23 protein-coding genes and 4 tRNA genes are annotated in these 20,445 nt (G+C 54.9%); 7 read left to right on the forward strand and 20 right to left on the reverse strand.

All coding sequences use genetic code 11. The features are described 5' to 3' along the window. Nucleotide 1: 1 nt before the first annotated feature. From ACR8BN_RS12105 to ACR8BN_RS12145, 9 genes are all read right to left on the reverse strand, one after another. The gene (locus tag ACR8BN_RS12105) at nucleotides 2-256 is read right to left on the reverse strand and encodes an acyl carrier protein (RefSeq protein WP_010246453.1); all 255 of its coding nucleotides are present in this window, start codon (nucleotides 254-256) and stop codon (nucleotides 2-4) included. A gap of 16 nt (nucleotides 257-272) precedes the next feature. Further along, nucleotides 273-530 carry a phosphopantetheine-binding protein gene (locus ACR8BN_RS12110; RefSeq protein ID WP_010669816.1) on the reverse strand — a complete coding sequence of 86 codons (258 nt, stop codon included), beginning with the start codon at nucleotides 528-530 and terminating at the stop codon, nucleotides 273-275. Between the two features lie 13 nt (nucleotides 531-543). Then, complete coding sequence (locus ACR8BN_RS12115) at nucleotides 544-1,344, reverse strand: lysophospholipid acyltransferase family protein (protein WP_062757363.1); 801 nt, start codon at nucleotides 1,342-1,344, stop codon at nucleotides 544-546. Next, a complete protein-coding gene (locus tag ACR8BN_RS12120) occupies nucleotides 1,337-2,068 on the reverse strand; it encodes a beta-ketoacyl synthase chain length factor (protein ID WP_425023929.1) in 732 nt (243 codons plus the stop codon). The genes ACR8BN_RS12115 and ACR8BN_RS12120 overlap by 8 nt, the downstream gene beginning before the upstream one ends. 230 nt (nucleotides 2,069-2,298) lie before the next feature. Then, the gene (locus tag ACR8BN_RS12125) at nucleotides 2,299-2,685 is read right to left on the reverse strand and encodes a lipoprotein (RefSeq protein ID WP_033771404.1); all 387 of its coding nucleotides are present in this window, start codon (nucleotides 2,683-2,685) and stop codon (nucleotides 2,299-2,301) included. Nucleotides 2,686-2,951: 266 nt separating this feature from the next. After that, nucleotides 2,952-4,337, reverse strand: a complete 1,386-nt coding sequence (locus ACR8BN_RS12130; protein ID WP_186289724.1) for an efflux transporter outer membrane subunit — start codon at nucleotides 4,335-4,337, stop codon at nucleotides 2,952-2,954. Further along, a complete protein-coding gene (locus ACR8BN_RS12135; RefSeq protein ID WP_311977084.1) occupies nucleotides 4,334-5,428 on the reverse strand; it encodes an HlyD family secretion protein in 1,095 nt (364 codons plus the stop codon). The genes ACR8BN_RS12130 and ACR8BN_RS12135 overlap by 4 nt, the downstream gene beginning before the upstream one ends. After that, nucleotides 5,425-7,110: an MFS transporter gene (locus ACR8BN_RS12140; protein WP_031594526.1), complete on the reverse strand. Its 1,686-nt coding sequence runs from the start codon at nucleotides 7,108-7,110 to the stop codon at nucleotides 5,425-5,427. The genes ACR8BN_RS12135 and ACR8BN_RS12140 overlap by 4 nt, the downstream gene beginning before the upstream one ends. Before the next feature lie 2 nt (nucleotides 7,111-7,112). After that, nucleotides 7,113-7,544, reverse strand: a complete 432-nt coding sequence (locus ACR8BN_RS12145) for a MarR family winged helix-turn-helix transcriptional regulator (protein WP_031594525.1) — start codon at nucleotides 7,542-7,544, stop codon at nucleotides 7,113-7,115. 145 nt (nucleotides 7,545-7,689) lie between these two features. On the opposite strand from ACR8BN_RS12145, the gene ACR8BN_RS12150 reads away from it, so the two are divergent. The 4 genes from ACR8BN_RS12150 (at nucleotide 7,690) to ACR8BN_RS12165 (ending at nucleotide 11,284) form a co-directional block, all read left to right on the forward strand. Further along, nucleotides 7,690-8,538, forward strand: a complete 849-nt coding sequence (locus tag ACR8BN_RS12150) for an AraC family transcriptional regulator (RefSeq protein ID WP_031594524.1) — start codon at nucleotides 7,690-7,692, stop codon at nucleotides 8,536-8,538. Between the two features lie 41 nt (nucleotides 8,539-8,579). Further along, the gene (locus ACR8BN_RS12155) at nucleotides 8,580-8,987 is read left to right on the forward strand and encodes a DUF2000 domain-containing protein (protein WP_039387486.1); all 408 of its coding nucleotides are present in this window, start codon (nucleotides 8,580-8,582) and stop codon (nucleotides 8,985-8,987) included. Nucleotides 8,988-9,378: 391 nt separating this feature from the next. Then, nucleotides 9,379-9,639 (forward strand): biofilm/acid-resistance regulator YmgB/AriR, encoded by a 261-nt coding sequence (locus ACR8BN_RS12160; RefSeq protein WP_010246474.1) that lies wholly within the window; start codon nucleotides 9,379-9,381, stop codon nucleotides 9,637-9,639. Between the two features lie 139 nt (nucleotides 9,640-9,778). Then, nucleotides 9,779-11,284 (forward strand): SulP family inorganic anion transporter, encoded by a 1,506-nt coding sequence (locus ACR8BN_RS12165; protein ID WP_022625901.1) that lies wholly within the window; start codon nucleotides 9,779-9,781, stop codon nucleotides 11,282-11,284. 34 nt (nucleotides 11,285-11,318) lie between these two features. Here the strand turns inward: ACR8BN_RS12165 and ACR8BN_RS12170 are convergent, their stop codons facing one another. After that, on the reverse strand, nucleotides 11,319-11,519 hold the full coding sequence (locus tag ACR8BN_RS12170; RefSeq protein WP_010669807.1) for a DUF6404 family protein: 201 nt from the start codon (nucleotides 11,517-11,519) through the stop codon (nucleotides 11,319-11,321). Nucleotides 11,520-11,712: 193 nt separating this feature from the next. Between ACR8BN_RS12170 and ACR8BN_RS12175 the strand changes: the two genes are divergently transcribed. Further along, nucleotides 11,713-11,880, forward strand: a complete 168-nt coding sequence (locus ACR8BN_RS12175) for a hypothetical protein (RefSeq protein ID WP_010246480.1) — start codon at nucleotides 11,713-11,715, stop codon at nucleotides 11,878-11,880. A gap of 31 nt (nucleotides 11,881-11,911) precedes the next feature. Here the strand turns inward: ACR8BN_RS12175 and ACR8BN_RS12180 are convergent, their stop codons facing one another. Both ACR8BN_RS12180 and ACR8BN_RS12185 read right to left on the reverse strand, forming a co-directional pair. Beyond that, nucleotides 11,912-12,763 (reverse strand): substrate-binding domain-containing protein, encoded by an 852-nt coding sequence (locus tag ACR8BN_RS12180; protein WP_425024931.1) that lies wholly within the window; start codon nucleotides 12,761-12,763, stop codon nucleotides 11,912-11,914. A 176-nt stretch (nucleotides 12,764-12,939) separates the two neighbouring features. After that, nucleotides 12,940-13,015 (reverse strand) — tRNA-OTHER (locus ACR8BN_RS12185). Nucleotides 13,016-13,249: 234 nt separating this feature from the next. Here ACR8BN_RS12185 and ACR8BN_RS12190 point away from each other — a divergent pair. Next, nucleotides 13,250-13,486 carry a hypothetical protein gene (locus ACR8BN_RS12190; RefSeq protein WP_227024292.1) on the forward strand — a complete coding sequence of 79 codons (237 nt, stop codon included), beginning with the start codon at nucleotides 13,250-13,252 and terminating at the stop codon, nucleotides 13,484-13,486. A gap of 135 nt (nucleotides 13,487-13,621) precedes the next feature. On the opposite strand, the gene ACR8BN_RS12195 is transcribed toward ACR8BN_RS12190, so the two are convergent. The 6 genes from ACR8BN_RS12195 to uvrY all read right to left on the reverse strand — a co-directional run bounded on the left by ACR8BN_RS12195 (nucleotide 13,622) and on the right by uvrY (nucleotide 17,160). Then, nucleotides 13,622-13,708, reverse strand: a tRNA-Leu gene (locus ACR8BN_RS12195). Nucleotides 13,709-13,718: 10 nt separating this feature from the next. Then, nucleotides 13,719-13,792, reverse strand: a tRNA-Cys gene (locus tag ACR8BN_RS12200). Nucleotides 13,793-13,832: 40 nt separating this feature from the next. Beyond that, nucleotides 13,833-13,908 (reverse strand) — tRNA-Gly (locus ACR8BN_RS12205). A 150-nt stretch (nucleotides 13,909-14,058) separates the two neighbouring features. Further along, complete coding sequence (pgsA, locus tag ACR8BN_RS12210) at nucleotides 14,059-14,607, reverse strand: CDP-diacylglycerol--glycerol-3-phosphate 3-phosphatidyltransferase (protein ID WP_010246604.1); 549 nt, start codon at nucleotides 14,605-14,607, stop codon at nucleotides 14,059-14,061. Between the two features lie 68 nt (nucleotides 14,608-14,675). Then, nucleotides 14,676-16,508 (reverse strand): excinuclease ABC subunit UvrC, encoded by a 1,833-nt coding sequence (gene uvrC, locus ACR8BN_RS12215; protein WP_031593540.1) that lies wholly within the window; start codon nucleotides 16,506-16,508, stop codon nucleotides 14,676-14,678. Continuing rightward, nucleotides 16,501-17,160, reverse strand: a complete 660-nt coding sequence (uvrY, locus tag ACR8BN_RS12220) for a UvrY/SirA/GacA family response regulator transcription factor (protein ID WP_010246608.1) — start codon at nucleotides 17,158-17,160, stop codon at nucleotides 16,501-16,503. Before uvrY ends, uvrC begins: the two co-directional genes overlap by 8 nt. Nucleotides 17,161-17,592: 432 nt before the next feature. Between uvrY and ACR8BN_RS12225 the strand changes: the two genes are divergently transcribed. Beyond that, a complete protein-coding gene (locus ACR8BN_RS12225; protein WP_003849983.1) occupies nucleotides 17,593-17,817 on the forward strand; it encodes a DUF2594 family protein in 225 nt (74 codons plus the stop codon). 33 nt (nucleotides 17,818-17,850) lie between these two features. Here the strand turns inward: ACR8BN_RS12225 and ACR8BN_RS12230 are convergent, their stop codons facing one another. Further along, nucleotides 17,851-18,462, reverse strand: coding sequence for an acyl-homoserine-lactone synthase (locus tag ACR8BN_RS12230; RefSeq protein ID WP_029518973.1), 612 nt, complete (start codon nucleotides 18,460-18,462; stop codon nucleotides 17,851-17,853). A 122-nt stretch (nucleotides 18,463-18,584) separates the two neighbouring features. Further along, nucleotides 18,585-19,307 (reverse strand): transcriptional regulator SdiA, encoded by a 723-nt coding sequence (gene sdiA, locus ACR8BN_RS12235; protein WP_010246613.1) that lies wholly within the window; start codon nucleotides 19,305-19,307, stop codon nucleotides 18,585-18,587. Nucleotides 19,308-20,445: the final 1,138 nt, after the last annotated feature.

Raw genomic sequence — 20,445 nt, forward strand, 5'->3', positions numbered from 1 at the left:
ATCAGGCGTCTTCGCGCATCAGTTGTTCCACGGCATCCACCACATCCTGCACGGTGCGCACTGCGCGGAAAGTTTCCGGTTTAATTTTACGGCCGGTACGTTTTTGCAGATGAACCACCATATCGACGGCATCAATGCTGTCGAGTTCGAGATCTTCATACAGACGTGCCTCGGGATGGATATCCTCAGGCGCAATTTCAAACAGGCTGGTCAGCAGCGAAGCTACTTCCTGATAGATCTGTTCTTTGTTCATCATAAGGTTGTCTCCGCTTTCAGCCGCGCTGTTGGTTGACGAACGCAGCCAGCGTCGCAACAGAGAAAAAGTGGGCGCGCAGGGTTTCACTCTCAGCGGACAGCGCCACGCCGTAGCGATTTTTCACTGCCAGGCCAAGCTCCAGTGCATCAATCGAGTCCAGCCCCAGCCCGTCGCCAAACAGTGCAGCGTCGGTCTCTATATCATCGGGACTGAGATCTTCAAGGTTGAGCGTGTCGATAATCATCTGTTTGATATCGTTAATTAATGAATCCATACCGGTTTTCGTCTTACCTGTTCTGGGGGACCAGCGCCTGCTGTAAATGGCGGGTCAGGCGACGCGCGGCCAGCGGCTGCGCATCGGGATTGCTTTCACAAAACGACTGACTGTCGATTCGCGTTTGTACACGCACGGTAAACAGCGGTTTAACCGGCGGAATCTGATACCAGCGGCTCTGTTTATCGAGCATACGCTGGCTACAGGTGATGTGAACCACGCGCAGATCGCATCCGGCGCGCACCGCGATATTGGCTGCCCCGCGCTGCAGAGTCAGTGGATGACCGTAGCGGGTACGGGTGCCTTCCGGAAAGATCAGGATATTGTCGCCGCGTGCCAGTCGCTGCTGACTGTCCGGCAACAGCGTCTCCGCTTCACTGTTGATCAGATAGTCCGCGGCGCGGATCACCCCACGCATAAAGGGATTTTTTTGCAGATCGGCCTTAACCAGACAATCCATCTCTGGCAGTACTGAAGCGATCATCACGTAGTCGATCAGTGATGGATGATTAGCGACAATCAGGCATCCGCGATCCTGTTGCAACAGCTCTGCGCCTTCAATCCGGTAGTCATAGACCCCGGTCATCCGGCAGAATCGCAGAAAGCAGCGGAAGCTAAAGGCGATAGCGCGTCGGGCCAGCAGGCGGCGGCGCAGCGAATCGCGCTGTACCAGCAGCAGCAGGTTGAAGCCAATCAGCGACAGCAGCAGTCCGCCGAGGCCAAACAGCGTAAAACTCACCGCCGTCATCACCAGCCGCCAGCAATAGTTCATGCGGCTGCCGGTGTAGTGCGCCGGTTGTGAACAATCAGCCATGATGTCTCTCCCAGTGCCATGTCAGGCGTTCGCCCGGCAGGCTGAAGGTGGGCGATTTCGCCAGCCACTCTTGCAGAAAGCGCAGGCTCTGCGGTAACCCTGTGTCTGCCCTCTCCTCTCTGCCAGGACGGCCAGTGCAGTGCAGCTGGTCGCCCGGGCGCAGCAGCAGCGCCACCGCATAGGGAAAGTTCACACGCTGTTCCGGCAGCCACGGCAGATAGTAGTCAGGCACGATGCCGTCGAAATCGACCAGCAGTACCTGCTGATAACCCGCCTGATGCAGCGCGCTGACTTCGATCAATCCCTGCTGAAACGAGTCGACTCCGGCGGCGATTGAGGTGGAGACCAGTGGTGCTTTGGCTGCAATGGTCAGGCTGCCGACCGCCGAATTATGAACCGACATGGCAAAATCCGTGGGTGACATAGACTGCTGATCGGCCAGCGTAGTGAGGATACGCAGATTACGTTCCAGTTCACCGTGACGACTGGTGAACACGATAGCGTCAACCTGCTGACGCGCAAGCAGCGCCAGCCCACACTCTACCGCCGCACGACTGCCGCCGCTCAGACGACGTGCTGTCATCATCGGTAAAAATTGCGGCTTTGCCATCGCCTCTTTAGGGTCTATGACGATGCCCTGTTGCGCCCAGTGCTGCCAGCCCTCGCCCCCGTGTAATCCCGGAGCCAGAGCCTGCCAGTCGACCAGTGAGTAAGCGAGTCTCATCTCAACACTCTTTTTGTCATATGTGTGGCGTCGGCGTTCATCGGGACGTCATCCCGGCCCTCTGCAAAAAAAGTGCGTCCGGGAAACCCTCTGCCGATTCCGCATCAGGCCTTCACGGTAGAGGGTTACTCAGTGGTTCAGCAATAGCAGCTCATCTGATTTGTCGGCCGGCTGCCGGAGATCTTTATGCTTTGATCATCTGTCGACACATCATTGCGACAGCGTACGCATTACTGAGCGGCAAGAGCAGAGAGTCGTAACTGAATATCCTGATCGAGATTGGCAATCCAGCGGTTGTAGTTATTGTGGATCTCGCCCTGCTCCGCTTTCAGGTTCTCACTGCTGACATAATCGATGCGGTAGTTCTGGCTGGTATACGTGATGCGAATAGTCGCCACGAAATCACGCTGGGCCAGACGACCATTGATCACGCCAGGCGAAACGGGAGTCATCACCCATTTCCGGCCAATACCCGCTTCGATGATCGCCAGTTTCATCTGGTTGTCGCTATAACGCTGAGTGAGCGTTTGATTCACGTTATGAATCGGCGCAGTGCGCGCACAGCCGGTTAATAACGCAGCGACCACGGCCAGCGTGAAAATAGTTTTTTTATTCATGATGAATCCCTTCTTTTATTTTTATATCAGTAAGTTAAATGATTAATCCGCCTCGCGCAGGCTAAGCTTTCAGTGCGCTTTTCCGTCTGGCTGGCTTAAAACCCGCGCATGATACCATCGAATGTAAAGACAGGTAAGCAGAAGTATGCATAGGTTTTAGGGGGTTATTTGGGGGATTAAAGCGGGGAATATACGCAGTCGCCGCGACAGCGCAGAGGCCGATCCCGGCCGCAGAAACTCTTGCTGCGGCTGGATCGGTCTGAGGATTACTGTGTGGAGACGGGTGTCCAGCCACCGCCCAGCGCGCGGTAGAGATCGATCTGTGCCAGCAGCAGGTTATTTTTGACAGTCACCCGATTTAGCTGCGTTGAAAACAGGGTTCTCTGCGCATCGAGTTCATCCAGATAGGAGGCGTAGCCGTTCTGATAGCGATTGCGGGCAATGCGCAGCGCCTCCGTTACATAGGCTTCCTGCTTTTGCAGCTCCTGAAGTTGTGCCTCACGCTGCCTGATAGCGTCTATTGCATCGTTAACTTCCGAGAAGGCGTTGCGCACCACTTTTTCATAGCCATAAAGTGCCTGATTTCGCGTCGCCATTGAGACATCCACCTGCGCCGTCAGCGCTTCACGGTTCAGCAGCGGTGCCAGGATGCTGCCGCCCACGCTCCAGAGCCGGAACGGATCATCCGCGAGCTGGTGCAGCACCGAACTCTGCAGGGTGCCGGTCGCGGTGAGGTTAAGCCCGGGCAGCAGCTTAGCGCGCGACGATGCCAGGCTGGCATCTGCGGCCAGTAACTGACGCTGAGCCTGCACAATATCCGGACGGCGATTGAGTAGCTCTGATGGCAGCAGCGACGGCATCCGCTGCGGTGAAATCTGGTCAAACTGCTGACGACGGGCGATGCTGCGCGGGTTCATACCGACCAGAAGGCTCAGCGCATTCTCCTGCTGAGTGATCTGGTGCTGCAACTGGGGCATCTGCGCTTTGGCCGACTGATATTCCGAGGCGGCCTGCATCCACTCCAGCCTGGAGGTGTAGCCGGTTTCAAACTGACGCTGTGCCAGCTTCAGCGAATTATTGCGGGTCGCCAGCGTCGCCTCCGTGACCCGCAACTGCTCATCCAGCGCGCACAGGTTGAGATAACCTGACGCCACCGAACTGGCGATGGTCAGCTCGGCGGCAGACGCGGCGGCCTGCTGCGCCGCTAAACTCGCCTGCGATGCGGTGATGCTGCTGCTGCGTGCTCCCCAGAGATCGACCTCGTAGTTCGCCTGTAATAAGCCCTGAAAAATATCGGTTTCATAAGGCTGGCCCGTCACTGACGAGAGCGTACGCTCCCGGGTCGCGGCCACACCAGCGCTCAGGGTCGGAAAGTTATCGCCCTGCGTGGCGCGCAGCTGGGCGCGATACTGGTCAACCCGGGATCGCGCCGTGAGGATATCGGGATTATTGCGCAGCGCCTGCGTCACCAGCCGGTTGAGATTTTCATCATGAAAAGCACGCCACCACTCCGCCTCCGGCGCAGCAGATGGCCCGACACTATTGCGCCAGGCATCGGGGATCGGCAGAGAGGCCGGTGCCTTTTCAACCTGCGTGGTGCAGCCGGTCAGAAGGAGTGCCAGTGCGCTTACCATTAAGCCGCGCCGTATCATGGCGCGCCCTCATCAGCGGGTTGTGCGGCGGTATCGATGTTTACTTCGACCGACATACCCGGGCGTAACTGATGCATATCCTTGTCATTGATGCGGATGCGAACCGGAATGCGCTGCGCAATTTTAACGAAGTTACCGGTGGCGTTGTCGGGCGAAATCGCGCTGAACTCTGATCCTGCGGCCGGAGAGATAAATTCAACCTGCCCCGTAAAGCGTTTGCCATCCAGCGCATCGACCCGAATCGTCACCGGCAGGCCAGGACGAATATTTGCCAGCTGGGTCTCTTTAAGATTCGCGATAATCCATTTGTGATTGGTCACCACCGAGGTCAGGCGCGTACCTGCCGTGACATAGGCGCCGGTGCGGACCGCCAGCTGGCCGAGCTGGCCATCATCGGGCGCGGTAATCCGGGTATTAGCCAGATCGATCTCCGCCAGTTCCAGCGCGGCGCGGGCGCTGTCGACATCGCCTTTCAGCGCGTCACGGTTAACGATGACGGTTTGCAGATTCTGCTGGGCGACGGCGATCTGCGCCGCAGCCTGACGTACCTGCGCCTGCGCCTGGGCGTCTGCGGCCCGGGCGGCATCGCGCTCGCGCACCGACAGGGATCCATCCGCCGTGAGATTTTCGACACGCTTCAGATCGAAGCCGCTTTTCAGCGCCTGTGCTTTGGCATTTTCCAGTGCCGCTTTATTGCTCTGGATGGTCGCTTCTGCGCTACGCCGCTGCTGCAGGTTATTGTTCAGCGCAGCCTGCTTCATCGCCAGCTGCGCCTGCGCCTGATGCACCCGCTGGCGATAGATACGGTCGTCAATCGTCATCAGCAACTGCCCTTTTTTCACCGGCTGCAGATCGATCACCTCGACTGAGGTGAGATAGCCATTAACCTGCGGGCTGATAAAGGTCACCTGACCGCGCACATAGGCATTCTCGGTGCTTTGTATTGCGCTGGTGAAGGGCCAGAGTTGCCAGGCATAAAGAATAACCAGTACGCCAATCACCACAATGCCGCTGCCTGCGGCGATAGAAAGAATACGACGGCGGTTCGCGCGTTCGCGTTCCGCCGCCTGAAGCTCATCCTGCTGACTCATTGTTTCTCCGTTGATTCCTGTAATGCGGCCAGCTGTTGCTGCTCACGCAGGTTAAATTGCGCCTGACGCCAGTCAAGATAACGACGACGGGTCAAACGCCAGATCACCCACATCAGGGTGACCAGTGCCAGCGCGGCAGTTAACAGGTAGGTGTCGTTATAGGCGAGCACGTTGGCCTGCAGCGTGGCGATTACCTGTAACTGGCTGGTGCTCTGCGCGCCGCGCAGAACGTTGTCACCCACCAGCGAATTAAACAGCGCATTATACTGGCTGAGCCGTTCGGTGACGTTGGGATCGAGCAGTGAGAGCTGATCGCCCAGCAGGCTGGAGTGATATTTTTCCCGCCAGACCTGAAACGTGCCAAGAATAGCCGAGCCGATCAGCCCGCCGAGGTTCTGACTCATGCCAAACAGCACCACAAAGCTCACCAGATTTTTCGGCTGAGTCACCACGCTGCCAATGCCCATCAGCATCGCGGGTGCCATGAAAAAGGCGCTGCTGAAGCCCAGCAGAAACTGACTGAAATACATATTGCTGGCGCGGGTCAGCGGACTGGATTGCGCATCCATCAGCGAGGCGATAATCATCACCACCAGCGAGGTGACAATCGGCCAGTTAAGATGATTGGGCTTGATGGTCAGCGCACTGGCGGCGATGCCCGCAATAACCCCGGCCATGATCGCCAGCGCCAGACCGCGCATCTGATCGTTCTGCAAGCCAATCTGCTGCAGAAAGCCGATTGCGCCGGTGTTCTGTTCCGCCAGTACGATACGGATCATGATCATCACAATGCCCAGCCGCACCATCATGCCGCTGCTGAGCCAGCGGGTATTGATCAGCGGGTTGCGCCGGTTATGCTCAATGACGATCGCAGCGACAATCAGCGTCAGGGCGATCGCGGTACAGATACCAAGCCACGGCGTGGTAAACCACCACTCAATACGGCCCAGCGTCAGTACGCCGCACAGCAGCGCCATACCGGGTGCCAGCAGGATAAAGGTGACGAAATCCATCTTTTCAAAGGTTTTGATGCGATCGCCCGGTGGCAATTTCACCAGCAGTACCCCGCCCAGCGCAATCAGTGCCAGACCGAGTTCAAACAGATAGAGACCGCGCCACTCGTTGAGCTGCAGCAATTCCGAAGAGAATAAGCGGGCCAGCGGGATAGCCAGTTGCGATACCGTCAGGCCAATCACCAGCGCTTTCAGACGATGTTTCGCAGGCCAGGCCTGTACCTGATAGTAGATGCCCAGAGAGCTGAGCGCCGCAGCTACCATACCGTGAGCGGTGCGCACAATGATCGCCGAACTGAGATCGTTGGCGAAGAGATGGAAAAACGCCACCAGTACATACAGCACCAGAAACGCCTCGGTAAAGACACGCAGGCCAAACTGCTGGCGGAATTTCACCAGCAGCAGGTTAATAGAGATGTTGCCCATCACGTAGACCGCAGGCAGCCAGGCAATTTCATTCGACCAGGCACCAAAGGTACCCTGCAGGTTGACCAGATTCGCCGTGACCAGCGCGTTACTCAGCGCACCAGTCAGCGAGATAAGTAAACCGATCAGGCCAAATGCCAGGCGTTTTGGCATCGGATGCAGCGGCGTCGAGGGCGATCCCGGCAGCATCGGTTTTTCGTGCGGCAACCACTCGCGTGCAGCGTAGGGATTTCGCTTTGCCACTGCTACATACTTCCCATGCGGCTCAGGAGTTGTTGCAATACGCGCTCGGTCACGGCCAGATCCTGAGGGTCAATATCGGCCAGCATTTCAGTACGGAGTGCGTCAGCCTCGGTTTTCACTTTGGCGAACGCTTCGTTACCCTTTTCAGTCAGCACCAGATGACGCTTACGTCGATCTTCTGGCGGCTGTACCCGCATCAGCAGTGACTGTTTCACCAGCCGATCCACCAGCGGCACCATACTGGCATCTTCCAGCCCCAGCAGCTGTGCCAGCTCGGTCTGGGTCATGCGTTGCGGCTCACTGGCAATCAGCCCGATGGCCATCCAGCTGCTCATGCTTAAGCCGCTATCTTTAAGGTGACGATCCACCGCCAGGCGCCAGGCATGTGCGGTCAGATGCAATAAGTGGGTAAAGGTACGCGTGTGCTGAGACAAATGTTAGCAGCCTAATAGTAAGAGTTCTAATTGAGTGGTGGCGTTATTATACGCAAAGCGAAACGCCAATGAAAAGCGTCCGGTCTGTTAAAAATTAGTGGATCGCGGCAGAATGTCCAGAGGCCGCAACCGGGAGCCGGATAACATGAAACAGGCATCAGCAAACTGGGTCGATCTGCGCCGTGACGCCGTCAGCGGTATCGAGGCGCTACGCGCCCATTTTACCGGACACGCCTATGATCCTCACTGGCACGACAGTTATCTGATTGGCGTGACCGAGCAAGGTGTACAGCAGTTTCATTCGCGGCGCAAACAGCATCAGAGCCGACCAGGCACGGTCTTTATGCTGGAGCCGGAGGAGCTGCATGACGGTGATGCCATCAACGACAGCGGTTTTACCTACCGGATGCTCTATCTTTCGCCGCAGCAGATTGCGCAGCACCTGGCTCCGATGCTGGCTGATAAACCCTCACTGCGTGAGCTACGTTTTGCCGCCACGCTGCGCGATGAGCGTCCACTGGCTTATGCCGTCTGGCATGCGTTTGATGCGCTGTGGCACAACCATCCCGCCATCATCAAAGAGGCGGCGCTGGACCGGATGTTTGGTCAGCTTACTCCGCACCGGCAGTGGTCACTGCCCGCTCAGACACCGGATAAAGATGCCCGGCTGGCGCTGCAGGCGCGTGACTGGCTGATTGCCCATCATGCGGATAATCCCGGCCTGGAGCAGATGGCGCAGCACCTGCAGGTGGATCGCTTCCGGTTATCGCGCCTGTTCCAGGCTCACTGGGGTTTGCCGCCCCACGCCTGGCTGGTGCAGTGGCGGCTGAGCCAGGCGCGTCGTCAGCTGGCGCAGGGTCAGCCCGTCGCCGATGTGGCAGCCGCGCTGGGTTTCGCCGATCAGAGTCACCTGGGCCGCTGGTTCAAACGCGCCTGCCAGCTTACCCCTTCCCGTTATCAGCACGCCTGCACAAATCTTCCAGACCTGGGTTAAGCCACTTGCCACAATGCGTTTTTTTAGTCAGGAGAAGCGCAATGCAAGACCCACGCTGTGTGATGATACTCAATGCCGCTCTGCCGCCAGGCAAAGCCACCAATGCTGCCGCCGTGATGGCATTAACCCTGGGACAGCGACATCCGGCGCTGGTTGGCGACACCCTGGAGGATGCTGAAAGGCGCCCTTCCCCAGGTTTGATCACCACCGGGATTCCGGTGCTGGCCGCGACTGAAGAACAGCTCAGTGCATTGCGGGAACAGTGCGAACAGGCTGAATACGATCTGGTGTTGTTTCCGGAAGAGGGCCAGACCACCACCGATTATCAGGCGCTGAGCGCCGTCCTGCGACAGCAACCGCGTCAGCAGTGGCGCCTGCTGGGCGTCGCCATCGTCGGCGATAAAAAAGCCCTGCGAAAGCTGACGGCAAAACTGGCGCTATTCAGCTAATCTTTTTGCGGGAAGCTGGCCATGGCTTCCCGTTTTTGCCCATCCCGCCCCTCAGCCCCGCCGTTTGTACAGGTTATTTGTACAGCTTTCGTTTCGGAATAGTCCTTATAAGCTGCTGATAAGTGTCAAATAGCACACTTTGTTAAAGAATTCGTTTGTACAGATTGGGCTTCATTGTATAAGTTTACTGCCACGAGTTGTCATGCGACTCTGTAACGAATGATGCACTTGCGTCGCCTCTGAAGGTGTCAGTGGATTTCCACCTTCAGAGGTTATTTTTTCTGTTCAATTTGTGACACTGGTACCATCGCATCTGTCCATGCGGTGGTTTTTTTGATCGCTTTTGTCCTGACATCCGAACCGGAATCGGGCTGTTCTGAAGGGCTTACACATGCAATATATTCTTCCCCGGACCAATCAGGAAATCGCTGATTATTTTAATCCTGCCGCCAATAAACCCGCCAGCGAGATGGAGATGCTGGGTATCCTGGTTGCTGAAATTTTGCAGTCAGGCATGCCAGTGAACAATAAAGCGATTATCTCAAAGCTTATTCATCGGCTGGAGCTGGAAAGCGACAGGGAATTACTGGATATCTATCGACAGCTGCTTGAACTGGTGGTCCATAAAACCCCGGACGATTTTTCACTGTAGCATCGACTCCACGGAGGGAGTCATCCGCCTTTTTCTGGTATCTTCGCCAGTCGCCCGGTACTATCTGCCCCTCACTGTTTATCCTGATCTTCCCGCCCCTCGCGCGGGAGCAAAATAACTAAAGAGCCTGCAATCCTTTATGACTCAAACCAATGATATTGCCGCAACCGACGTTGTGGCGGGCGATATCAGTGTAGGGCGCGTTCTGCGTTCGCCTGCACTGCTGACCCGCGAATGCCTGGCCGGGGTGATTACCGCGCTGGCGCTGATCCCTGAAGTGATCTCCTTTTCCGTTATTGCCGGTGTAGACCCTAAAGTCAGCCTCGTCGCCTCGGTGGTGCTCTGCCTGACCCTGTCGATACTGGGCGGACGCCCGGCGATGGTAACAGCGGCTGCGGGTTCAGTGGCGCTGGTTATCGGGCCGATGGTCCATCTGCACGGCGTTGAATATATTCTGCCCGCGGTGGTGATGGGCGGCGTCATTCAGATTCTGTTTGGTGTGGCTGGTCTGGCGCGCATGATGCGTTATATTCCCCGCTCGGTGATGCTGGGATTTGTGAATGCGCTCGGCGTGCTGATTTTCTTTGCTCAGGTGCCGCACGTCTGGGGGCAGTCATCACTGGTGTGGATCTTCTTTGCCGTCACACTGGCTATCGTGCTGTTGTTGCCGCGTCTGATAAAAAGTGTTCCTTCACCGCTGGTTGCCATTGTGGTAGTGACTGCCGTCGCGCTGTTAATGGGCTATCGCATGCCGAACGTGGGCGATGAAGGGCCGATGAGTCCCGGTCTGCCCGGTTTTAACAGCCTGCTGGTGCCACTTAACCTGCAGACCCTGCAGATTATCTGGCCCACGGCCCTGAGCATCGCCTTTGTCGGGCTGATGGAGTCACTGCTGACCGCCAAACTGGTCGATGACCTGACCGATACCCCCTCCAGTAAGCGTCGTGAATCCTGGGGCCTGGGTGTGGCGAATATTCTGGCGGGCTTTTATGGCGGTATCGCCGGGTGCGCGATGATAGGTCAGACCATCGTCAATGTTGAACTGGGCCGGGCGCGTAGCCGGGTTTCCACCGTAGCCGCCGGTCTGGTGCTGCTGTTACTGGTGACCGGACTGAGCAGGATTATGGCGCAAATCCCGATGGTGGTACTGGCCGGGATCATGATGGTGGTGGCCGTGAAAACCGTTAACTGGCATAGCCTGCAACCCGCTACCCTGAAACGTATGCCGTGGTCAGAGACGCTGATTATGGTGCTGACGGTAGCGGTGACTGTCTGGACAGGTAATCTGGCTCTGGGCGTTCTGGCTGGGGTAATTCTGGCTATGCTGCTGTTTGCCCGCCGTATTGCGCACGTTATTCATGCGGAGCGTCAGCTGAGCGAAGATGGCGAGTCGGTGCGCTATGTGGTGCGCGGCCCGCTGTTTTTCGCCAGCAGCAACGATCTGTTCGAGCATTTCGATTATGCCCATGACCCTAAAAAGGTCACTATCGATTTAACGCACGCGCAAATCTGGGATGCGTCCAGCGTCGCGGCGCTGGATGGCATTGAGTATCGCTATCAGCGTTATGGCGCAGAGGTAACCATTGAGGGGCTGGATCCACGCAGCACGGACTTCCATCAGCGCCTGACTGGTAATTTCGGCTAAAAACGCCATTCTGCTGCCTCTCCGGCAGCAGAACTCACTCAGCCTGTTGCCGCCGCGCGCGGTAGCGGCCAACCATGGTAATCAGCGCCTGGTAGATTAAACCGGCGTAGAGACTTGTAAGAATCGCCAGACCAGGCTCTTTGCCCTGCTGATGCCATGACATAAACCACATGAATACGCCCCACAGTACAGAGAACACCAGCCACCCGCGGACGAACTTCATCATGCCATTCATAACGACTCCTCTTAAATGAAGCGCTACCTTAGCGCGGTCCGGTCTGAAACGCATTGCCAGCATGCACGAGTTGCGAGGCGTCTCAAATAATCGTCGACAATTTGCCATGCGTGTTGATGATTTAGCCCTCTCCGGGCGATTTTGTTGCGATTCTCTATACTCAACGTTCCGCTTACCTGATCGGGGAATTACGATGAAACGTACTGCTTATCTGTTATCCACACTGGCTATCCTCGCCACGCTTACGGCCTGTGCACCGCCGCCACCGGGCAGAGATGCCCCGCCACCGCCGCCACCTGGCGGGCAGCAGCCGGTGGGCGCACCTGGCGGCAGCGGTCCGGCAGGACAACCGCAGGCCTGACAATATTCTGCCAGCCTGCGTTGCGGGCTGGTTAATGCCGGAAGGCGCAGCCGCAGGCTGACATCTCACCCGGCAGCACTTTGCCTGCGTGAGAGTGACGCCGCTGTAATTGCTCCTGCTCTTCAGCACTGCTGTTGCCTGCCTGCTGTCCCAGCCAGCGATCCAGCGCGCGGCCAGCGATCTGCCGGATGTCAGGTGACCAGCTGGTAAGATGCCAGGTTGAGCTGCGGGCTTCTTCACTATCGCCAAAACCAGCCACTGCCAGATGGATACCCTGACCAAAATCCCGAATCGCCTGCATTGCACCAAAGGCCATCAGATCGCTTTCACAGAAGAGTGCCTGGATACGCTCAGCAGCACGTGTCTTTTTCAGGTAAGACATCATCGCCTGGTAAGCGCAGTCACGATCATCACTACCTACAGTCAGTTCGGCGTTCAGCGCCATGCCCGCCGCCAGCAGAGTGGCGCGATAGCCCTGTTTTTGCGCCAGTGCGCCTGGCTGACCCTGCATAAAGCCAAACCGCTGATGCCCCTGTTTAAGCAATAATTCCGCTATCACCTCACCCGCCCGCAGTGCATCCGCCTGCAGCTCAGGCTCAGCGTCAATCTGAAGCACTGGCAAATGGCAGGCATCAGTAACGCGGTTACCGGGGAGTAACAGCAAACCACGCAGCCCGAGCGGTGTAGCCTGCCGGATGAGTGCGGTCAGCGTGTCTTCGGTTTCAGCACTCAGTAGCACCGTGATAACACCGCGCGCGTTAAGCTGGCGCATCACTTCGTCCAGCATTTTTTGTTGATAGGGATTGAGCAACTGGCTGGCGACAACACCGATAACCGGGGCTACCGCCGGTTCAGTTAAGTCAGGTGTGAAAGGTGTAATCATTGGCGTTAATTCTCTGCGGCGGCAAATAATAGCCACCACAATACTGTAAACCACACCGTTTCAACAGGTTACAGAGTTCGACACAGGCCGCAAAAATGAGTGAAATCGGATGTAATTGGGACGGATCGTCAGAACCCCTAAAGGGATAAGGCTGGCGTTTACCTAGATGCAGAAGATGGACCGGGCAGCAGGAGTTGAACCCGCATCGTCAACCCGTTAAGAGTTGCAGTAATACCTTTATACCATGCCCGAATGGCGTGCCTGGAAAAGCCGCGCTGTGTGAACAGGAAGCGTAGTACGACTCTCTGACCAGGCAAGCGCAAGCGGCAGGTATTTTTGCAACTGTCGTACGAAATCAAAAAAGAGGTGCCGCCGCCTGTGGGCATTGATTATTCAGCTAACCTTAAGTTTCAGGCAGCCTGTTCCGACCGGGACTTATGGCAACATTATGCAGAGGTCAAGACTATGCCTTCAGGACAATTTTACGTGGTTGATCAACCCGAACTGAATTTTACCGCCAATTATCATATTGATAAGGTCAATGATAAACCCTACCCCTCGCGGATGGTTCTGGAGATCCGGAAGCAGTCACAGCCGACCGACGCCTTTGATGATATCAGCATCGGACATGAAGTGACCTTTGTCTCTTCCAGCGGCGAGGCGCAACGGATGGTGCTGGTGAGTGATACTGATGATGAGCTGGTGTTCAGCTCCCGGGGCTGATGCCGGCTTATACCGCTAAACGGAGGTTGCAGTCGCTGTATCCGCCAGATGGCAGGCACAAAAAAACCGCCCTTGGGCGGTTACGACATTACTGCATATTGCTTTTATTTTATTAGATTTTCTTCGGCAGAAATATGGTGCCCGGGGCGGGACTTGAACCCGCACAGCCTTACAGCCGAGGGATTTTAAATCCCTTGTGTCTACCGATTTCACCACCCGGGCAGGGTGTAACTGGAGGCGCGTCCCGGAGTCGAACCGAGGTACACGGATTTGCAATCCGCTGCATAGCCACTCTGCCAACGCGCCTTAAACTGATGTGCCGTCAGGTTAACCTGACCTGCGAATCTGGAGCGGGAAACGAGACTCGAACTCGCGACCCCGACCTTGGCAAGGTCGTGCTCTACCAACTGAGCTATTCCCGCAATTCAGCAATTTCGTCGAACCTGCTGATTTTATTTATCTTCTGGCAGCCTGGCTGCCGTTCGATGCGATGCATTCTACTTAGATGACGCAATGAGTCAATAAAATTATCCTCACAGCGCGTCCGTTTGCTGCTTTTTAAATCGTATCGATCACGGTTCGAGCAGATCGCCGCGCGCGGCGCTTAAATACTGGAACATAGACCAGAAAGTCAGCACGGCAGCAATGTATAACGCCACCACACCAATCGCCACGACGGTGGCATCAGGACGCCACAGCAAGGCAAACAGTGAGAACATCTGGGCAGTGGTTTTCACTTTACCAATCCAGGAAACCGACACGCTGCTGCGTTTACCAATCTCCGCCATCCATTCACGCAACGCAGAGATAATGATCTCGCGTGCAATCATGGTGGCGGCGGGCAGCGTAATCCACCAGGCGTGGAAATATTCCGCCACCAGCACCAGCGCAATGGCCACCATCACTTTATCCGCTACCGGATCGAGAAACGCACCAAAGCGTGTTGTCTGCTTCCAGCGGCGCGCCAGAAAGCCATCAAACCAGTCGGTGATGGCAGCAAAAACAAAGATCAGTGCAGTCGCCAGCGGCGCCCAGGTGAACGGCAGATAGAAAGCCAGCACAAAGAACGGGATGAGCACGACTCGAAACAGGGTGAGACACGTCGGGATGTTTAATTGCATATGCCGGTAACTGTCTGGATATAGGTAGAATTTAGCCTATGTTCCTACATTGCCCCCCCGTTTCAATGCTAGTGTTTCAACGAGTAGTATATTTTTTCTGCCAGAGCATGTGAGATACCGGGTACATTGGCGATCTCCTCCACCGACGCGTTCATCAGCGGTTGCAGGCCCCCCATGTACTTAAGCAGTTGCTGACGCCGTTTCGGCCCCACCCCTTCGATGCTTTCCAGTGCGCTGGTGTTCTTTACTTTGGCCCGTTTTTTACGGTGTCCTGAAATGGCATGATTGTGAGCGTCATCACGAATATGCTGGATCACATGCAGCGCCGGCGCATCGGGTGGCAGTGAAACGCCCTCACCTTCCGCTTCAAAGAACAGCGTCTCCAGTCCGGCTTTACGATCGCTGCCTTTCGCTACACCGAGTAAAATCGGCCGGCTTTTGTCCCAGGGCACATCCAGTTCCGCGAAGACCTGCTTCGCCTGAGACAGCTGGCCCTTACCGCCATCGATCAGAATCACATCCGGGATCTTATCTTCTTCAATCGCTTTACCATAGCGGCGGCGTAGCACCTGATTCATGGCGGCGTAGTCATCCCCCGGCGTAATACCGCTGATGTTGTAGCGACGATAATCGGCACGCAGCGGACCATTCTGGTCGAACACTACGCAGGAGGCGATGGTCTGCTCACCCATGGTATGACTGATATCGAAACACTCCATGCGTTTAATTTTGTCCAGCTCAAGAAACTCCGCCAGCGCCATCAGCCGCTGATGAATTGTGGAGTGCTGTGACAGCCGGGTGGTTAACGCCGTCGCGGCGTTGGTGCGCGCCAGTTTGAGATAACGGGCGCGATCCCCGCGCGGCTTGCTCTGAATACTCACCCGACGTCCGGCCAGCTCACTGAGCGACTCAGCCAGCAGTTCACGCTCTGGCAAGGTAAAGTCCAGCAGAATATCGCCAGGCAGCGTGCGTGCCTCGCTGCCCTGCAGGTAGAACTGCCCGACAAAGGTCTGAACGACCTCAGCCAGATCGGTATCGACGGGCACTTTCGGGAAGTAGCTGCGGCTGCCCAACACTTTGCCCTGACGGATAAACAGCACGTGGAGACAGGCCATGCCCGCTTCATAAGCCACACCCATCACATCAAGGTCATCACCCTGATTCGAGACAAACTGCTTTTCGGTGATCCGTCGCACAGCCTGAATCTGGTCGCGCAGGCGTGCCGCCTCTTCAAAGCGCAGGCCCGTGCTCGCCTCTTCCATCCGTTTGACCAGCTGGTTGAGAACCTGATCGTCTTTTCCCGCCAGGAACAGACGTACGTAATCGGTCTGCTGTGCATACTCCTCCTCACTGACCAGCCCCGCGACACAGGGACCCAGACAGCGGCCAATCTGATATTGCAGACAGGGCCGGGAGCGATTGCGGTAGACGCTGTTTTCGCACTGGCGGATAGGGAAGACTTTTTGCAGCAATCCCAGCGTTTCACGCACCGCATAGCCGTTGGGGAACGGGCCAAAGTATTCGCCTTTGGCATGCTTTGCACCACGGTGCATCGCCAGTCGCGGATGGGTATCGCTGCTAAGAAAGATGTAGGGGTAAGATTTATCGTCGCGCAGCAGCACGTTGTAGCGCGGCTGGTAGAGCTTGATGTAGTTATGCTCAAGCAGCAGCGCTTCGGTTTCGGTGTGGGTCACGGTGACATCGATGTGCTGGATATTGCTAACCAGCGCTTCGGTTTTGCGGCTGCCGACCTGAGTGCGGAAGTAGCTGGTCAGACGCTTCTTCAGGTCTTTGGCTTTGCCTACATAGATGACGGTGCCTGAGGCGTCATACATGCGGTAAACACCGGGCTTGCTGGTTACCGTACTCAGAAAGGCTTTGGGATCAAAAACGTCATTCACTACTGATTAACGGCTCCGCATTATAGAGGCCATGTCGAATGGCCAGATGCGTTAACTCTACGTCGCCACTGATATTCAGCTTGCTGAACATCCGGTAGCGGTAACTGTTAACGGTTTTAGGACTGAGATTTAACTGCTCGGAAATTTCCGTCACCTTTTGTCCACGGGTGATCATCAGCATAATCTGCAATTCCCTTTCCGACAAACAGCTGAAGGGGGATTCCGCTTTTTGTGGCTCAATCTGGCTCAGCGCCATCTGCTGGGCGATATCTGAAGCGATGTAGCGCTGTCCGGCATTGACCGAGCGAATCGCATTGATCACCTCCTGCGGCGCAGCCCCTTTACTGAGGTAGCCTGCAGCCCCCGCCTGCATCACTTTCGCAGGCAGCGGATTTTCCGTGTGAATGGTCAGCATGATGATTTTGATATCGGGATTGTAACGCACGATTTTGCGCGTCGCCTCCAGTCCACCGATGCCCGGCATGTTCATGTCCATGAGGATCACATCAACCTGATTGGCACGACACCACTTAGCGGCATCCTCGCCACAGTTGACCTCTCCGACCACGGCCAGACCTTTGACATCCTCCAGGATGCGACGGATTCCGGCACGGACAAGTTCATGGTCATCAACAAGAAGCACACTGATCAACGGGGAAACTCCAGAGGCTAAAAAAAGAGGAAGCAATTAATGAATACAGGCGATAATCATACCCGTTTTTACCTCAAAAGCACATCAACAAACCAAAACAGTCGACGCTTTGCATAACGATTTCCAGCCCCGTGCAGCCAGCAATAACAGAGATTTCTTACCACCGACAGGCGTACTGAATAATCCTTAAACTCTTCCTATTTCATGGGATTAACACCAGCACTGGCTGTCCCTTGTCGCTGCAGGCCCTTGTGATATCTGGCCCGGCAACGCCTGTAATTACTTTCAGCGATTGATTAGTTGTACTGGACAAACCAGCTGTTTATAGCGAAGCGAACCGGCTGCTCCAGCAACTTACTGCCCCTGTGGTATACTCACGCACTGCTGCTCGGACAGATTGCCGACACATTGTCATTCACCAAGGAGAAACGCATGAGCGATGAAGATTTTGCAACTTCGCAGGAAGCCCGGAAATTAGCGGATGAAATCGCGGGTCTGAAGATGATGATCACCCTGATCCTGAAAGGTATGGGCCAGGCTGATGCCGGCAAAGTGATTATCAATATGGAACGCTATGTACAGACGCTGGGCGACAAGCCCCAGGCCGAAGTATTCAGCAATACCATTAAGCAGATTAAAACAGCCTACCGTCAGTAAGCTTGCTTGCCCCCAGCCGCGGGGGCAAATTAATTAACTATGCGCCTGCCAGTTAACCGAAACGCCCAGCGTAGGCAGCACCTCTTCCGGACTAAAGCGCCGCGTTCCCCGATACTTTTCAGCCAGCGCTGGCTGAACCACCGGAATACGGATCGCAAACAGATTATCTTCTGACAGAATAAGTCCCGGCGTCAGCGGCTCATACACCACCTGATGCTCTTCAAACATCTTCTCCAGCATCGGCGTTGCCGAACTGATGATGTATTCCATACCGTTCAATTCTGCCAGCTGCACGGCGTGCCAGAGAATATTCAGTGGCAGCTCAGCGTCCACATCCAGCCGTGCCGAGAAGCGCGACATTTCCCACACTTTCTCATGGCTGAAAGGCAGTACGATGCCTTCACTCAGTTCAGGTTCGAACCAGGGCATCAGACGCGCACAGCCGCTGATGCCCTCCCGCGCATTCCATGCGATCAGCCAGGTGACATCTGAACGATCGTAGCGATCATATTCCTGTCCTGGCGTGCTCAGACGTGGCGGAATTGACCACCCTTCGCCGCGCGCAAAGACGCTGTATCGGTAGCTGCCGAGTTCGGCAAGCAAAGAGGATGGCATATCCTTTAATTGCGTTTGCACTATTTTCATCATGCGCCTCTGACATCCCCATGTTTGCAATGATTTCTTTGCGCCAGCCTGGCAAAGTCCCGGCGCAGAATAGACAACAGACCTGTGCAAAGGAACAGCTAAATGTAGCCGTTGCTTAATGTTCAGATCAGTCCGATTGCCGCTGCATAGCAGGCAATCTGCGTTTTATTGGAAACATTGAAACGCTTTTGCATATTTTTTTGGTGAAAGTTAACGGTATGTTCAGAGATGGATAAAATAAGTGAAATTTCGACCGCCGTTTTTCCTTCGGCTGTCCATTTCAAAATTTCCAGCTCGCGCTGACTAAACTCTTTTTTTAGTACCATCATTGCATCATCGCTAAAGCGTTCCAGCGTATCCAGACTTAGTTCCGCTAAAAGGTGTAGTTTCACCTCCAGTTCAGCATGGCAGAGCTGGACAGAAATGGGCTGTTGCGACGATATAGATAATATACCAATGACGCGATTTGGTGCCATTGCAGAGCAAGAAAATCCGCTCTGCAGCCCATATTCTCTCGCCTCACGCCACAAATTGCCGGCGTCAGCGAACAGTTCCTCCGTCCACGCCATGCCTCTGCCCGGTCGCTGACACAACCTGAGCACCGGATCGACAGCGTAATAATTCTGCTTCTCATAGCGTTTAACCCATAGTTTGGGATAGGTGCTATGTAAATGAATACGCGGTCGGGTAAAAGGCACCGGGTGCTGAATCAAAAAGGCAAAATAATCGAAGCCTAATGATTCAATAAATTGTTGCAATAACGGCTTCAATTCAGAAGAAACCGTTAATGCCTGAAATTTTTCTTTCGCCTCAGCTCGCCAGGCGAAATAATTTTCAGTACTCATATTGCCTCAGCGTTAATTTCACTCGCCCTTCCGGTAATATTCATTCAGATTCATCGGATAAAATAAATTTGCAGAAGAAAACTAATTTATCGTGCAGGACGAACCTGTCCCGATCTACAGCGCATTTAACCTTTCACCGTTGGAGCGGAGTGAAAAAGTGTTCCTGCCTTTACAAGGTGAGGCCGATCACAGCAATTTCAATCACCCCAGAAGAATAAGATTTTTCTGATAGGATTTCAATCCCTGACCTCCAGTGCAATTTTTTCTCAGACTTGAAAAGTCTGCTGAAAATATTGAATCGCGATGCTGATTGTTGGGTAAATAACGAGTAAACAAGGCGTTAATTACTCCATTATAAGCGAAGCGGCAGTGGCAAATTTCTGACATATTTTTTATCAGGAAATAAGACCGGCTCTGTCATTGCAGCCATCAGGACAGGCTTCGTCAGACGTCCCCGCAGCCCCTGTGGCGTCTGCTGAGGCAGCTAACCGGCTTGCTGCCCGCGCCACGCGCTTGCAGGTTACAGGCCTGTCCCGGTTTTCAGTGGCAGCCCTGTAAGCGTAACGATGTGATGTTTAATAAACCTTTTCTGCTCTCCCCTGCCCGACCGTGCTCTGTGCCAGTCGATTCATATCCTGCTGTGGTTTATCCACTTATCTGACTGCGGGTACCTGACCCAGGACAGCACGTCCGTAATAGTCACCTTTACTTAATCTGCTACCTGGCCGCAATACGTGGCGGAGATCACTATTTACGGCGTAATGCTCAGCACTGACTCTATTTTAATCAGTTAAATCACTTTACCGATAGTCACGCAACTAAATCATCTGAAAATAAATTTGCAGGTAAAATCCGTTCTTTTCTTAATCACGCACTTTTTTATTTATGCGATACCTTTCCCTTATTTCTGCCAGCGCAATCATGAAATAATTTCATCATGCCGCCAGCAGGCGCTGAGCAAATGACGCTGAGAATTTGCGCAAGGGTTTTATCCCGCAGGCATCGTTTTATTCTTACAAATGGCCCTGAAATCGGTTTTTTTAGGAGCATCCTTACCTGTTGTCAGACTATTTCAGTAAGGGATCAGGTTCAGCAATGATAACTGGATGGGTTTTACTGGCACCATAAGAACATTTCT

The sequence above is a fragment of the Pantoea sp. Lu_F5_004 genome, assembly GCF_051136245.1.
In the GTDB taxonomy this organism is placed as follows: domain Bacteria; phylum Pseudomonadota; class Gammaproteobacteria; order Enterobacterales; family Enterobacteriaceae; genus Pantoea; species Pantoea agglomerans.

Bases quoted from the DNA above. Each gene is read 5' to 3' on its own strand.
- ACR8BN_RS12105 (WP_010246453.1), bottom strand. From the start codon at position 256: ATGATGAACAAAGAACAGATCTATCAGGAAGTAGCTTCGCTGCTGACC.
- ACR8BN_RS12110 (WP_010669816.1), bottom strand. From the start codon at position 530: ATGGATTCATTAATTAACGATATCAAACAGATGATTATCGACACGCTC.
- ACR8BN_RS12115 (WP_062757363.1), bottom strand. From the start codon at position 1,344: ATGGCTGATTGTTCACAACCGGCGCACTACACCGGCAGCCGCATGAAC.
- ACR8BN_RS12120 (WP_425023929.1), bottom strand. From the start codon at position 2,068: ATGAGACTCGCTTACTCACTGGTCGACTGGCAGGCTCTGGCTCCGGGA.
- ACR8BN_RS12125 (WP_033771404.1), bottom strand. From the start codon at position 2,685: ATGAATAAAAAAACTATTTTCACGCTGGCCGTGGTCGCTGCGTTATTA.
- ACR8BN_RS12130 (WP_186289724.1), bottom strand. From the start codon at position 4,337: ATGATACGGCGCGGCTTAATGGTAAGCGCACTGGCACTCCTTCTGACC.
- ACR8BN_RS12135 (WP_311977084.1), bottom strand. From the start codon at position 5,428: ATGAGTCAGCAGGATGAGCTTCAGGCGGCGGAACGCGAACGCGCGAAC.
- ACR8BN_RS12150 (WP_031594524.1), top strand. From the start codon at position 7,690: ATGAAACAGGCATCAGCAAACTGGGTCGATCTGCGCCGTGACGCCGTC.
- ACR8BN_RS12155 (WP_039387486.1), top strand. From the start codon at position 8,580: ATGCAAGACCCACGCTGTGTGATGATACTCAATGCCGCTCTGCCGCCA.
- ACR8BN_RS12160 (WP_010246474.1), top strand. From the start codon at position 9,379: ATGCAATATATTCTTCCCCGGACCAATCAGGAAATCGCTGATTATTTT.
- ACR8BN_RS12165 (WP_022625901.1), top strand. From the start codon at position 9,779: ATGACTCAAACCAATGATATTGCCGCAACCGACGTTGTGGCGGGCGAT.
- ACR8BN_RS12170 (WP_010669807.1), bottom strand. From the start codon at position 11,519: ATGAATGGCATGATGAAGTTCGTCCGCGGGTGGCTGGTGTTCTCTGTA.
- ACR8BN_RS12175 (WP_010246480.1), top strand. From the start codon at position 11,713: ATGAAACGTACTGCTTATCTGTTATCCACACTGGCTATCCTCGCCACG.
- ACR8BN_RS12180 (WP_425024931.1), bottom strand. From the start codon at position 12,763: ATGATTACACCTTTCACACCTGACTTAACTGAACCGGCGGTAGCCCCG.
- pgsA (WP_010246604.1), bottom strand. From the start codon at position 14,607: ATGCAATTAAACATCCCGACGTGTCTCACCCTGTTTCGAGTCGTGCTC.
- ACR8BN_RS12225 (WP_003849983.1), top strand. From the start codon at position 17,593: ATGAGCGATGAAGATTTTGCAACTTCGCAGGAAGCCCGGAAATTAGCG.
- ACR8BN_RS12230 (WP_029518973.1), bottom strand. From the start codon at position 18,462: ATGAAAATAGTGCAAACGCAATTAAAGGATATGCCATCCTCTTTGCTT.
- sdiA (WP_010246613.1), bottom strand. From the start codon at position 19,307: ATGAGTACTGAAAATTATTTCGCCTGGCGAGCTGAGGCGAAAGAAAAA.